Annotated in this window: 10 protein-coding genes; 7 read left to right on the top strand and 3 right to left on the bottom strand. The window is 51.9% G+C overall.

The window, feature by feature from the left end; translation table 11 throughout:
• Positions 1-240 precede the first annotated feature (240 nt).
• Together HMPREF2596_RS01385 and ppk1 are read right to left on the bottom strand one after the other, a co-directional pair.
• Positions 241-2,256, bottom strand: coding sequence for a prolyl oligopeptidase family serine peptidase (locus tag HMPREF2596_RS01385; protein WP_070849058.1), 2,016 nt, complete (start codon positions 2,254-2,256; stop codon positions 241-243).
• A gap of 102 nt (positions 2,257-2,358) precedes the next feature.
• Positions 2,359-4,416: a polyphosphate kinase 1 gene (gene ppk1 / locus HMPREF2596_RS01380; RefSeq protein ID WP_070849137.1), complete on the bottom strand. Its 2,058-nt coding sequence runs from the start codon at positions 4,414-4,416 to the stop codon at positions 2,359-2,361.
• A gap of 208 nt (positions 4,417-4,624) precedes the next feature.
• Between ppk1 and fabI the strand changes: the two genes are divergently transcribed.
• Positions 4,625-5,413 carry an enoyl-ACP reductase FabI gene (gene fabI, locus HMPREF2596_RS01375; protein ID WP_070849056.1) on the top strand — a complete coding sequence of 263 codons (789 nt, stop codon included), beginning with the start codon at positions 4,625-4,627 and terminating at the stop codon, positions 5,411-5,413.
• 447 nt (positions 5,414-5,860) lie between these two features.
• The gene (gene mscL / locus HMPREF2596_RS01370) at positions 5,861-6,304 is read left to right on the top strand and encodes a large conductance mechanosensitive channel protein MscL (protein WP_070849054.1); all 444 of its coding nucleotides are present in this window, start codon (positions 5,861-5,863) and stop codon (positions 6,302-6,304) included.
• A gap of 252 nt (positions 6,305-6,556) precedes the next feature.
• Here the strand turns inward: mscL and HMPREF2596_RS01365 are convergent, their stop codons facing one another.
• Positions 6,557-9,448, bottom strand: coding sequence for an Rne/Rng family ribonuclease (locus HMPREF2596_RS01365; protein ID WP_070849052.1), 2,892 nt, complete (start codon positions 9,446-9,448; stop codon positions 6,557-6,559).
• A gap of 515 nt (positions 9,449-9,963) precedes the next feature.
• Between HMPREF2596_RS01365 and HMPREF2596_RS01360 the strand changes: the two genes are divergently transcribed.
• The 5 genes from HMPREF2596_RS01360 to HMPREF2596_RS01340 all read left to right on the top strand — a co-directional run bounded on the left by HMPREF2596_RS01360 (position 9,964) and on the right by HMPREF2596_RS01340 (position 13,476).
• On the top strand, positions 9,964-10,950 hold the full coding sequence (locus HMPREF2596_RS01360; RefSeq protein ID WP_070849050.1) for an RluA family pseudouridine synthase: 987 nt from the start codon (positions 9,964-9,966) through the stop codon (positions 10,948-10,950).
• A gap of 39 nt (positions 10,951-10,989) precedes the next feature.
• Positions 10,990-11,478 carry an SHOCT domain-containing protein gene (locus HMPREF2596_RS01355; protein ID WP_070849049.1) on the top strand — a complete coding sequence of 163 codons (489 nt, stop codon included), beginning with the start codon at positions 10,990-10,992 and terminating at the stop codon, positions 11,476-11,478.
• An 87-nt stretch (positions 11,479-11,565) separates the two neighbouring features.
• Positions 11,566-12,216, top strand: a complete 651-nt coding sequence (locus HMPREF2596_RS01350; protein ID WP_070849047.1) for an HAD-IA family hydrolase — start codon at positions 11,566-11,568, stop codon at positions 12,214-12,216.
• A 55-nt stretch (positions 12,217-12,271) separates the two neighbouring features.
• On the top strand, positions 12,272-12,778 hold the full coding sequence (locus HMPREF2596_RS10810) for a DUF4189 domain-containing protein (protein ID WP_083324963.1): 507 nt from the start codon (positions 12,272-12,274) through the stop codon (positions 12,776-12,778).
• Between the two features lie 59 nt (positions 12,779-12,837).
• Positions 12,838-13,476 carry an MBL fold metallo-hydrolase gene (locus HMPREF2596_RS01340; protein WP_070849044.1) on the top strand — a complete coding sequence of 213 codons (639 nt, stop codon included), beginning with the start codon at positions 12,838-12,840 and terminating at the stop codon, positions 13,474-13,476.
• Positions 13,477-13,872 lie beyond the last annotated feature (396 nt).

Genomic DNA, 13,872 nt, shown 5'->3' with positions numbered 1-13,872 from the left:
TTTGTTTGAAATTATTTTCTAAATCGTGTATAATTCTTCGGCTCGGTTGCCATAATTGCGTCTTCCATCGATGATCACTTACAAAGTGTCCATTTTATCGGGATATGTTGAAAGTTAAAAGAAAAGAAGGCCGTCTGAAAAACTTTAATATTCGTTTTTCAGACGGCCTTCTTTTCACTTGCCGAAACAAGAGTATTTTGTTTCTCAACTTTACAAAACGGTCAGTCCTGCTGCTTGCTTCTACCCCAAAAATTCTTTCAAAAACAGCAACACGCAGGCGAGTTCGTCGGCGGATTCGCGTTGCGTGCCGTTGCCGGTATGGCCGCCGCCGTCGGGCGAGTAGAGCCAAGATCGTGGGGAGGTTTCGCGCAGTTTGGCGTAGAATTTGAGCGCGTGGGCGGGATGGACGCGGTCGTCGCTGAGGCTGGTGGTAATAAGCGCGGGCGGATAATTGATGCCGTCTGAAAGATTGTGATACGGCGACAATTCGCCCAGCCAGCGTTTGCAGACTTCGTATTTCTGCGGGTTGCCGTATTCGTCCGTCCAGCTTGAACCGGCGGACAGCAGCGGATAGCGGATCATATCGGTCAGCGGCACTTCGCACACCAGCGCACCTATGCTTTGCGGTTCGCGCACGAAGGCGGCGGCGGTAATTAGGCCGCCGTTGCTGCCGCCCTGCAAACCGATGTGTTTGGGCGAACTCATGCCACGTTCGGACAAATCGCGCACGACGGCAAGCAAATCGTCGACGCTTTTGTGTTTGCTTACGCCTTGCGCCGCCTGATGCCAACGCGGACCGAACTCGCCGCCGCCGCGTATGTTCGCCAACACGAAGGCATTGCCCTCTTCCAGCCAATATTTGCCGACGCTGCCCAGATAATGCGGCAATTCGGGAATGCCGAAACCGCCGTAGGCATAAACCAAAGTCGGCGTGTCGGGGGCGGCGTTTTTGCCGACGTGGAAATAAGGAATGCGCTCGCCGTCGGCCGAAGTCGTCCAAAACTGTTGCACTTCGATGCCGTCTGAAACAAACTGCTGCGGCTGACGGCGCATGACGGTCAGTTCCATCACGTTCAAATCCAGCGCAAACAGCGTCAGCGGCGTGGTGAAATCGCTGGCGGCAAGGTAAACCACGTCTCCGCCCCACGGTTGGTCGGTCATTTCCAACGCGCCCGAAGGCAGGCGCGGCAACTCGACTTCCTGCCATTTACCATCGGTAAAGCGCCACGCTTTCAGACGGCCTTGTACATTTTCCAAAAGGCTCGCCACCACAAAACGCTTGGTCGTTTCCACGCTTTCCAATGCCTGCGTTTCATCGGGCGCAAACAAAAGCTGCGCCGCCCCGAGTTCACCCCGATTCAGCTTCACCGCCACCAGCGCGCCGCTCGGATAGCTTTGATTCGCGCGGTTCCAGTCTTTACGCAACGTCAGTAAAAGATGTCCGGCCAGATAGCCAACTACGTCGCAATCGTTGGGCAGGTTTAACGGTTTCGCCTCGCCTTCGGCCGACACCTGCAAATAGGTTTTGGTGTAAAAACCGTCCGACGCTTCAATCAAATCAATCGGCGAACCCTGCGGATCGAGATAACGCCACGCGTTCACCATCATCGCGCCTTTATCGATTTGATACACCGGCAGGCTTTCCTCAAAACTTTTGCCGCGCTCCACCAGCCACACTTCACGCGGATAGCCCGATTCGGTCAACTGGCGTTCGTCCCAAGCCGGACACACCCACACGCTGTTTTCATCGCGCCACGACACATGGTTTTTGCCTGCCGGAAAGTGAAAACCGCCTTCTACCAATTCCCCTGCTTCCAAATCCACTTCCAGCGTATACGCCGTATCGCCGCCCGATTTGCTCAAGGTCAACAGCGCGCGGTTGGGCTTTTCCACCAAGTGCGACACGCCGCCCAAATACACATCGTCGCCGAGCAATTCGTCGAAATCCGCCACCGAAAACAGGATTTTCCACTCGGGATAGCCCGAACGGTAAGTCGCCGCCGTACACACGCGGTACACGCCCTTCGGATATTCCGCGTCCTGATGGAAGTGGTACATCCGTGCGCGGTGTTCCTGACAAAACGGAATCTGCCGCGTGTCCTGCATCTGCGCCAAAATGCCGTCAGACAATTCGCGTGCTTTGTCGTTTTCTAAAAAACGCGCGCGCGTTTCGGCATGCGCTTCAGCAGCGAAGTTTTGCGTTTCGGGAGCGTCGAGGTTTTCGAAATGGAGATAGGAATCGGGGTAAGATTTCATAGAAAAAGGCCGTCTGAAAGATTGGGAAACGGAATTATAACGGCAAAATCAAAAAAGGCCGTCCGAAACCTGCATTTCAGACGGCCTGAGACATTATTCAATTCAACGTCCGTATATTTTCCACAAACCTTCCTGCAAACCAAACGCAGGCTCGCCGTCTTGCGGCTGGGTACGGACGTAACTGCCGTCAGGCTGCATCAGCCAAGCCTGGGTATTGTCTTCCAAGGCCATTTCCAAACCTTCGCGAATCACGCGTTCTTTGAGTTCGGGCGTGGTAATCGGCGTGGCGACTTCAATACGGCGGAAGAAGTTACGACCCATCCAGTCGGCACTGGAGATAAAGGTATCGTCTGCGCCGTTGTTATGGAAGCAATATACGCGCGAATGTTCAAGTTGGCGGCCAATAATGGAACGGACGCGGATGTTTTCGGACAAGCCTTTTACACCCGGGCGCAAAGTACACATACCGCGCACAATCAGGTCGATTTGTACGCCTGCCGCGCTGGCCTGATACAACGCATCAATCACACTCGGTTCGATGAGGGAATTCATCTTGGCGGTAATCCGCGCCGGTTTACCGGCTTTGGCGTGTTCGGTTTCCTGCTTGATGCGGTCGATGACCATTTTGTGCAGGGTAAAAGGACTTTGATAGAGCTTGTTCAGACGGCCCGGCTTGCCCAAGCCTGTGATTTCCATAAACAGGGTGTTCACATCGGCAGTGATTTGTTCGTCGGCGGTAATGATGCCAAAGTCGGTGTAAATGCGCGATGTGCCTTGGTGGTAGTTGCCGGTACCGAGGTGGGCATAACGCTTGAGCACACCGTCTTCGCGGCGGATAACCAAAGCCATTTTGGCATGGACTTTGTAGCCGAATACGCCGTACACGACGTGTGCGCCTGCCTCTTCCAGCTGTTTCGCCCAGTTGACGTTGTTGGCTTCGTCAAAACGCGCCATCAGTTCAACGACGACGGTAACTTGTTTACCCGCCAGCGCGGCCTTCATCAATGCGCGCACAAGCTCGGAATTGCTGCCGGTGCGGTAGATGGTCATTTTGACGGCCAACACATCCGGATCGGCAGCGGCCTCGCGTATCATTTGGACAACCGGATCGAAAGACTGATACGGGTGGTGCAGCAAAATCGGCGACTGTTTGACCAGCTTGAACACGGAGCCGTTTTTACGTAAGGCTTTCAGACGGCCTGCATTGCGCGGTGGAAACTTCAAATCCGGCCTGTCCACCAAATCGGGGACGGCATTGAGGCGCACCAAATTGACCGGCCCTTTGACCTGATACAGCTCGGTAGAGGTCAGCTTGAACTGGGCGAGCAGGAAATCGTGAATGTATGCCGGGCAAGTATCCGCCACTTCCAAGCGCACGCCGTCGCCGTATTCGCGGTCGTGCAATTCGTTTTGAATCGCGGCACGCAGGTTTTTCAAATCTTCTTCATCCACCGTCAAATCGCTGTCGCGCGTGAGGCGGAATTGATGGCAGTCTTTAACCTTCATGCCAGGAAAGAGTTTACCGACATGGGCGTGCAAAATCGAAGACAAGAACACAAAGCCTGCATCGCCGCCGCAAATTTCAGACGGCATGGGGACGACGCGCGGCAAAATGCGCGGCGCCTGCACAATCGCCATTCCGGACGGACGGCCGAACGCATCCGTACCTTCGAGTTCGACGGCAAAATTAAGCGATTTGTTTAACGGGCGCGGGAACGGGTGCGAAGGATCGAGGCCGATGGGGGTGAGAATGGGCAACAGCTCGTTGTCGAAATAGTTTTCGATCCATTTTTTCTGCGCGGCCGTCCAATTGCGGCGGCGGTAAAAATGAATGCCTGCACGGTCAAGTTCGGGCTGAAGCACATTATTAAACAAATCATATTGCTCGCGGATCAGCGCCTGCGCCTCTTTTGCCACCGCCTCAATGGTTTCGGCTGCGGTTTTACCGTTGTCGAGCAGTTGATGCGGACGCAGTTTGTTTTCGCGTTTCAACCACGCCATGCGCACTTCAAAAAATTCGTCCAAATTGGAAGAAACAATGCACAAAAAACGCAAACGCTCCAACAAAGGAACTTTCGTATCCTGCGCCTGAGCCAGTACACGACGGTTAAACGCCAACAGGCTGAGTTCCCGGCAGAGAATGCGGTTTTGCTCGGGCATGGTTTCCTCCTGAAACATCGGTCATTAACACCATCAAGTATAACGTTTTGCCGCCGTTCCGTCAGGTTTCAGACGGCCTTGACAGAAAACCTTATCCCTATTTGAGGCAAGACAAAGGGTTATCCGTTGTTTTCTATGCCGAAACAGCGGTTTTTGCTATAATGCGCAGTTTAATGCAACCGCAATACCACTGCTAAAGGATAAGAAAATGGGCTTTTTGCAAGGCAAAAAAATTCTGATTACCGGCATGATCTCCGAGCGTTCCATCGCTTACGGCATCGCCAAAGCCTGCCGCGAACAAGGCGCGGAATTGGCATTCACCTACGTTGTCGACAAACTGGAAGAGCGTGTCCGTAAAATGGCGGCCGAACTCGGCTCCGAACTCGTGTTCCGCTGCGACGTTGCCAGCGACGACGAAATCAACCAAGTGTTCGTTGACTTGAGCAAACATTGGGACGGCTTGGACGGCCTCGTCCACTCCATCGGCTTCGCCCCCAAAGAAGCCTTGAGCGGCGACTTCCTCGACAGCATCAGCCGCGAAGCGTTCAACACCGCTCACGAAATCTCCGCATACAGCCTGCCTGCGCTGGCCAAAGCCGCCCGTCCGATGATGCAGGGCCGCAACGCCGCAATCGTCGCCCTGAGCTACTTGGGTGCCGTTCGTGCCATTCCTAACTACAACGTTATGGGCATGGCCAAAGCCAGCCTCGAAGCCGGCATCCGCTTCACCGCCGCCTGCCTGGGCAAAGAAGGCATCCGCTGCAACGGCATCTCCGCAGGCCCGATCAAAACCCTGGCCGCTTCCGGCATCGCCGATTTCAGCAAACTCTTGGGGCATGTCGCTTCCCACAACCCGCTGGGCCGCAACGTTACCACCGAAGAAGTCGGCAACACAGCCGCCTTCCTGCTGTCTGACCTCGCTTCCGGCATCACCGGCGAGATTACCTACGTTGACGGCGGTTACAGCATCAACGCGCTGAACGACGAAGAGAACTAAACGGTTTACACACCAAACGCACTTTCATCATGAAAGTGCGTTTTTTATGGCCGTTACATTATGGCTTGAATAACTGCATAACCCAAAAGGCCGTCTGAAAGTCAAATACGGATACGAAACATTAACTTTACAGGCTTTCAACGACTATGTTTTCAACATTATTATATTATCATTCCACCTCAATCTGAATTTTCGATAGAGCATTGATTCTAAAGATAACATTCATATTATCTGATACTTAGCCACGGATAAAAGTGGTGCAAAAAAGTAACAAAAAAAATTCAGACGGCCTGTTTTTCATACAGAAGGCATAGAAGCCGGGCATTTTTAGCATGAAATACAAAATTTAACATTATTGAAATTTTCTTAACCGATAAAGCGTTAATATGCCTGCCGTTTTATTGAACTACATCTGATTTTGACTCAAACACATACAGGAGATTAATTATGTCAATCGCTTCAGAATTTAAAGAATTTATTATGCGTGGCAACGTGATCGACCTCGCAGTCGGTATGGTTGTCGGTACAGCATTCAGCGGCATCGTCAAATCATTGGTTGACGACGTAATCATGCCCCCTATCGGCCTGTTGATCGGCGGCGTTGATTTCTCCAACCTGTTCATTACGTTGAAAGACGGCGCACAAGCCGCTCCTGCAGAAGGTTACGCCAACCTGGCGGCCGCTCAAGCAGCCGGTGCCGTTACCCTGAATATCGGTCTGTTCATCAACACCGTGATCAGCTTCCTGATCATCGCCGCTGCCATCTTCTGCGTGGTTAAAGCCATCAACTCTGTGAAAAAAACCGAAGCTCCTACTGAAGAAGCACCGGCAGAGCCTAGCGAAGAAGTTCTGTTGTTGCGCGAAATCCGTGACTCTCTGAACAAAAAATAATCACAATACCCAAACATACACACAAACTAAGGCCGTCTGAAACCATTTCAGACGGCCTTTTTTCATACCGATCTATTTATCGTCAAGCCCTTCCCATTGAAAGAATCACACCCCTCCCTTTCTCAGCGCTATCCTGCTTTTTAACCATGAAGCAACCACTCATGGCAAACACAAAAAATAAGTGGCTCACTCCTCCCAACCAATAAAAAGCCCGATGCGTTCAACATCGGGCTTTTAACTGGAAAACCAATCTTAGTCTTTGCGTGTTTCCACCAAAATCATTTCGACTGCTACGTCTTCCACTTCTACTTTAGGCACATCCGAACGGCGTGTTTTGGCAACCGGTTCGGGCTGTGGCTGCGCGGCAAAAGCGGCAACGGCTTTCGGATCGGTTTCAACGAAGATCAAATCGCCCAAACCTTCCGGCAAAACAGCGGCAACAAGCGCTTTTTCAGCTACGGCCTCAGTTTGCGTTGCCACAGTTTCAGTTGCCGCTTCAACCGGTTCTGCGACTTCTGCAACGGCAGTTTCATTCGGAGACAATACTGCGGAAATAGCTTCTTTGACGTTGCTGACCGCAGAAGCCAACAGGGCTTGCTCGGCATCGGCGCTTTCGGCTTTCGCGACGGCAGGTTCGTCTTCGCTTTCAATGGCAAATACGAATGGCTCTGCGCTGGCAACTTCAGGCTCGGATACCACAATCACCAGCGGCTCGGCATGATCATCTTCCTGCGGCAAAGGCACATTTTCAGTTTCGGCGGTTTCGTTCAAACCCAAAACATGCGCCACGGCAAAGAGGACTTTGTCGGCGGTGTCGGTAATGTTCAGGTATTGCTCGATTTTTGCCGAAGACGGAATATTGCGTTTTTTGCTGTTTGAACGGCGGTCGTTGCGGTTGTTGCGCTGACGGTTGTTGCGCTCGCGTCCTTGACGGCCGTTGTTTTTCACACCCTCTTCGCTGCGGGCGTTGTCGTCCGCTTCCGCTTGCGCCTGTTCGCCATCGGCTTGAACGTTTGCGTCTTCAACATGACTTTCCGCATATTGGTTACGGTTGCGCTCGTTACGGCCGTTGTTGCGGCGGCGTTTATTGCCGTTTTGTTCCGCTTGGTTTTCAGACGGCATCTCAGCCAGTGCGGCCACTTCTTGAACGTTTACGTCCTCAACCGCTTCCTCAATACGGTTACGCTCGTTGTTGCGCTCATCGCGGCGGTTGTTGCGGTTGCGGCTGCGGCGGCTTTCTTTACGCTCGTCGTTGCGGCTTTCGTTTGATTTGCTTTCTTCAAACTTACTGTCGGCGGCTTCGGCACCTACTTCGCGCACTTCGACTTTGCTGCCGTCGTGTTTGTTGTTGCGGCGCGGATTTTGACGGCGGCTGCTCGAACGGCGGTTGCCGTTTTGGCCGCGGTTGTTTGCCGTGCGTTTCTCGGCAGGCTCTTGCGCAACTGCGGCAGGCGCAGGCTCGCCGCCGAAAATGCGTTTCAACCAGGCTTTGAAGCTGTCCCACCAAGAGGCTTTTTTCTCAGGGGCGACAGTCGGCGCAGGCTGGGTATGGCGCACGCCTTTGACGGCAGGCTCAGGACGAGCCGCTTTGGCTTTTTCGCTGCCGAAAGGTTTGGCGGATTCGTCTTCTTCCGGCTCGGCAACGCGTTTGTAGCTCGGTTCGCCGTCTTCTTCTACGTCATCGATGCGGATGCGGTTGATTTCGTAGTGCGGGTTTTCCAAGTGGATGTTTGGAATCAGGACGACGTTTACATCCAAACGCTCTTCCATCGCAAACAGCTCGGCGCGTTTTTCGTTCAACAGGAAGGTGGCAACATCGACAGGCACTTGTGCGCGTACTTCGCCGGTGTTGTCTTTCATTGCTTCTTCTTGAATGATGCGCAAAACGTGCAGGGCGGTGGATTCGATGCCGCGGATGACGCCGGTACCGGCGCAGCGCGGACACGCAACATGACTGCTTTCGCCCAAAGCCGGTTTCAAACGTTGACGGCTCAATTCCAAAAGGCCGAAACGGGAGAGTTTGCCCATTTGCACGCGGGCGCGGTCTTTTTTGAGCGCGTCGCGCAGGACGTTTTCAACATCGCGCTGGTGCTTGGGGTTTTCCATGTCGATGAAGTCGATGACGACCAAACCGCCCAAGTCGCGCAGGCGCATTTGGCGGGCGACTTCTTCGGCGGCTTCCATATTGGTTTTGAACGCGGTGTCTTCGATGTCCGAACCGCGTGTGGCGCGGGCAGAGTTGACGTCGATGGAAACCAGGGCTTCGGTGTGGTCGATCACAATCGCGCCACCTGACGGCAGGCTGACGCTGCGTGAGAACGCGCTTTCGATTTGGTGTTCGATTTGGAAGCGGGAGAACAACGGCGTGTGATCTTGATAGAGTTTCAGACGGCCTACATTGCTCGGCATGACGTAGCTCATGAACTCGGCAACTTGGTCGTAAACTTCTTGATTGTCCACCAAAATCTCGCCGATGTCGGGACGGAAATAGTCGCGAATCGCACGAATCAGCAGCGAGCTTTCCATAAAGAGCAGGTAAGGGTCATGATGCGCTTTGCCTGCTTCTTCAATGGCTTGCCAGAGTTGCTTGAGGTAGTTCAAATCCCATTCCAACTCTTCCGCGCTGCGGCCGATGCCGGCGGTGCGGGCAATGATGCTCATGCCGTTTGGAATGTCGAGTTCTGCCATGGCGGCTTTCAACTCTTGGCGCTCTTCGCCTTCGATACGGCGGGATACGCCGCCGCCGCGCGGATTGTTCGGCATCAATACCAAATAGCGGCCGGCCAGGCTGATGAAGGTAGTCAGTGCCGCGCCTTTGTTGCCGCGCTCGTCTTTTTCGACTTGGACGATGACTTCCATACCTTCTTTGAGCACGTCCTGAATACGCGCCCTGCCGCCTTCGTAGTCGCGGAAATATGAGCGCGACACTTCCTTAAACGGCAAAAAGCCGTGGCGGTCGGTTCCGTAATCGACGAAACACGCTTCCAGCGACGGCTCGATGCGGGTAATGATACCTTTGTAGATATTGCCTTTACGCTGTTCTTTGCCCAGCGTTTCAATGTCCAAGTCCAAAAGGTTTTGGCCATCGACAATGGCAACGCGCAGCTCTTCGGCCTGCGTTGCGTTGAATAACATTCTTTTCATAGTCACCTCGTGAACAGCGGCCGTTTGATTTGTGAATATCTTTTTCAGACGGCCTGTCTGTCCGGTTGGCACTCTGCAAAGGCAAGATGGGGAAACCCCTGTGTAACCAGTTTTTGATTTGAAATCCGCAAGGTTGCATGCTTGAACTCAAGCCATGTGCGGACGGATTCGGATAAAGAAGGAAATAAAGAACAATGCGGCGGAAAGGTTGATGGTTCCGCTGCCGTCCGAATGCTGATGTTTCGGACAAAATGAAGGCAGCCTACATCTTCTTATTATCGTAGCGCCGGTAATTTCGGACGGTGCTGCGCGGACTGCGTCTTACGCCCGGCCGGACGGCAGGTTCAATTCAAACTTAATTACGGGATTGCGTTTGCCGGCTTTGAACAAACACAAGGAAATGCTTTGCGGAGTGCGTTTTTAATATAAAATCTCGTTTTAACAATAAATCCGTTTCAGACGGCCTGCGACGGCAGGTTCGAGTCCCGAAACGGACGTTTGGGATTATAGAGAAAATGCACGCAATACGCAAAGATTCAGTCAGCCTGATTGCCGTTGCCGAACACGAGGAAGGCCAACGCCTTGATAACTATCTGATAAAAATCCTCAAAGGCGTCCCGAAAAGCCATATCCACCGCATCATCCGCGCCGGCGAAGTGCGGCTGAACAAAAAACGCTGCAAACCCGACAACCGCATTCAGGCAGGCGATACCGTCCGCATTCCGCCGATACGCACCGCCGAAAAACAAAGGCCGTCTGAAAGCCAGGCCGCGCCCGCACGCGAGTTTGACATCGTTTACGAAGACGATGCGCTTTTGGTCATCAACAAACCGTCCGGCGTTGCCGTCCACGGCGGCAGCGGAGTGAGCTTCGGCGTTATCGAACAAATCCGCCGCGCCCGTCCCGAAGCGCGTTATCTCGAACTCGTCCACCGCCTCGACAAAGACACCAGCGGCCTCTTGATGATAGCCAAAAAACGCAGCGCATTAGTGAAGCTGCACGAAGCCATCCGCAACGACCATCCGAAAAAAATCTATCTCGCACTGGGTGTCGGCAGGCTGCCGAACGACCGCTTCCACGTCAAGCTCCCCCTGTTCAAATACACCGGCGCACAAGGCGAAAAAATGGTTCGCGTCAGCGAAGACGGCCAATCCGCCCACACCATCTTCCGCGTGTTAAACCGTTTTTCAGACGGCCTCTTGCACCAAGTCGGCCTATCCGACCTGACCCTTGTCGAAGCCACCCTGAAAACCGGCCGCACCCACCAAATCCGCGTCCACCTGCAATCACAAGACTGCCCCATTGCCGGCGACGAACGCTACGGCGACTATCAAGCCAACAAACGCCTGCAGAAACTCGGTTTGAAAAGAATGTTCCTGCACGCTTCCGAACTGCACCTCGCCCATCCGCTGACCGGCGAAAAACTGATTCTGAAAGCCCCCCTGCCGCAAGAATTGGCGCAATTCGTTTTAATGTTGGAAAATCAGGAAAAGGCCGTCTGAAATCAAATAGATTTACTTAACCCAAAATAAGGAAACGTCATGTCTAAATTTTATCTTCTATTAGCATTAATTTTAGCTGGTTGCACAACTGCATCGGGAATCCAAATCGTTGAAAAGGGCAACTCGGGTTTTGATACAGCAATCATTTACAAAGGCAAAGAAACTATTTTAGATGTTAATGAAAATAATGAACAAGAATATCGCATATTCCACCAAGGAGCATCAGGATTTACTCCTTCAACTGCCGTGAGACACAGTGCTGAAAAAAGAGCACAGGCTTTCTGCAAACAAAAAAATAAAAGTATGAAAGCAATTAGAGAAAGAGCATCTACTCCTCCTCACATCTTAGGGAATTGGCCTAGGATTGAAATTATTTTTATCTGCACAGAGACAAAACAAGATATTGATAATTCAAGCAACAACAAAAAATATGATCAATTAGTAAATTTAAAGAAATTATTAGATCAAGGTATTCTTTCCGAACAAGAATTCAATCAAGAAAAAGTTAAAATATTAAGTAACCCATAGTTCTATTCGTGTATTTTGGTGAATTCAGCCACACCAAAATACACTTTTAAAATAATAAGTTATTCAAGGCCGTCTGAAAGGAAACCCATGAAACCCAAACTCATCATTTTCGACTGGGACGGCACGCTTGCCGACACCACCAACCCCATCATCCACACCTTTCAACAAAGCTTTGCCGATTGCGGCCTGCCCGTTCCCGAAGCCGACCAAATCCGCCCACTCATCGGATACAGCCTCTCCGGTATCATTCGCCGCCTTGCCCACAACGTCAGCGAACACGTTCAGGAAACCCTGATTGAGACCTATGCCGCGCACTACCTCAATCCCAACAACCGCAACATGACCCTGTTCCCCGAAGCCCTGCCCTGCCTGCAACGCTTGAAGCAACAAGGCTATTGGCTTGCCGTAGCGACCGGCAAAGGGCGGAGCGGCTTAGACAAAGCCATCGCACAAACCGACACCCAAGCCTTCTGGCTGGAAACCGCCTGCGCTAGCGAATATCCGTCCAAACCCGCGCCCGATATGGTACTCGCCCTCTGCGACCGACTGGGTGTTGAGCCGGAAGAGGCCGTCGTCGTCGGCGACACCACCCACGACCTAGAAATGGCCGCCAACGCCAAAATCCGCGCCATCGCCATTACCACCGGCGCGCACACCGCCCAACAACTTTCCGCCCTGCCCCATATCGCCATGCTCAACAGCTTGGCCGAATTGCCTGATGTATTGGAAACCTTATAAATGACGGCGTACGTCAACTGATACAGATTTAAATAACTAATAGATTGGATTTGAAATGAAAAAATTGTTTTTTATACTGCTAGGACTAGCAAGCATTAATACTTATGGATATGACGTGACCAGAGGTGCATTGCAAAACAATTCGGCATTGTGTGGGTATGGCTACAATCCCAATTGTGGTTCGTCTGGTCATCACCAACAGAGACGGACTACGGAAATTATCAATATTGATGTACCTTCAAGATACGGTGCCTGGGCAACCAACGCAAAGACCGGTAAAGCAGGTGGTGCAATTGACATGGAATCGCTTGAAGCTGCTAAAGCACAAGCTATTAAGACGTGTGAACGAGGAGGGAGTAATGCGCCATGTAAAGTATACGTTTGGGTTCGAAATAGTTGTATTGCTGTTGCCCAAGGAAAGTCTGGTAAAAAATGGGCTGCCTTTGCAGGTACAGGAGACCCTGGCTTTGCGGAGGCTGATGCCTTAAGGAAATGCCAAGCGTCTGGTAGCTCTCAATGTTCTATTTTTGCAAACGAGGGCTGTTCATTGCCCAGGTTTTGATAGGCAAAGACCGTCTGAAACGTAAATAAACATTAAATAAGCATTTCCTAGGAACACCCATGGCACTCCAATTTGAAATCAACGCCGTTACCCCCTTCCGTCAAAACTGCACGCTGATTTGGGACGATGAAACCAAAGAAGCCGTGTTGACCGATGTCGGCGGCGACGTCCCTTATTTATTGCAACAAGTCCAAAACAAAGGTCTCAAGCTGACCGCCATTTGGCTGACCCACGGCCATCTTGACCACGCAGGCGGCGTGGTTGAGCTTTTGAAAACCTGCGACGTACCCGTCTTCGGCCCGCACAAGGACGATGAATTCCTGCTCCAAGCCCTTCCGCAAACAACGGCGCAATACGGCTTCCCCGTTTCTCCGTCATTCACGCCGACGCGCTGGCTGGAAGAAGGGGAAACGCTCAAGGTCGGCAACCACAGTTTCCAAGTCCTTCACATTCCCGGCCACACTCCCGGCCAAGTCGTTTTTTACAACGCCGAAAACGGTCTTTTAGTCGCAGGCGATGTTTTATTTTATGAGACCGTTGGTCGCACAGATTTTCCGCGCGGCAATCATGATGACCTCATAAACAATATCTGCGCTAAACTATTAACCCTGCCCGAAACCACGCAAGTGATAGCCGGACACGGCCGCATGACCAGCATCGGGCATGAGAAAAAGTACAATCCGTTTCTGGTTCGTTAATATGAATGTTGTATAAAGCCAACATTCTGGCATACACAGATTATGCGTATAAAGGAAAACTGGCATACAATTTGCAGGGATAACACCCGAAAGATTAAGTACCTAATCTCCGGCAAATGCCAAAATGAACTAAAGCACAAAGATAACAAGGTATTACGCAATACAACCTGATTTATCGAAAACCGGACATCTCTAAACCCCAAGCCTTACTCGAAGTGAAATTGTTACAAAGTGACAATAAATGTCAGTCAGGCCGTCTGAACGGTTCTGCCGATTCAGGCGGATACAACGGAGATGAGGCGCAATGCCCTGCCGGAATGTGCCGATGTTCTGTTTGTCAAACCGTCGGGTACATCTTTAAGAAGCACAACATTATTTGGGTAAACCGGCAAACTC

This window comes from Neisseria sp. HMSC078C12, from assembly GCF_001838065.1.
In the GTDB taxonomy this organism is placed as follows: Bacteria; Pseudomonadota; Gammaproteobacteria; order Burkholderiales; family Neisseriaceae; genus Neisseria.
Note: the sequence above shows the minus strand (reverse complement) of the source record. Positions and strands in the feature narration are given on the sequence as shown.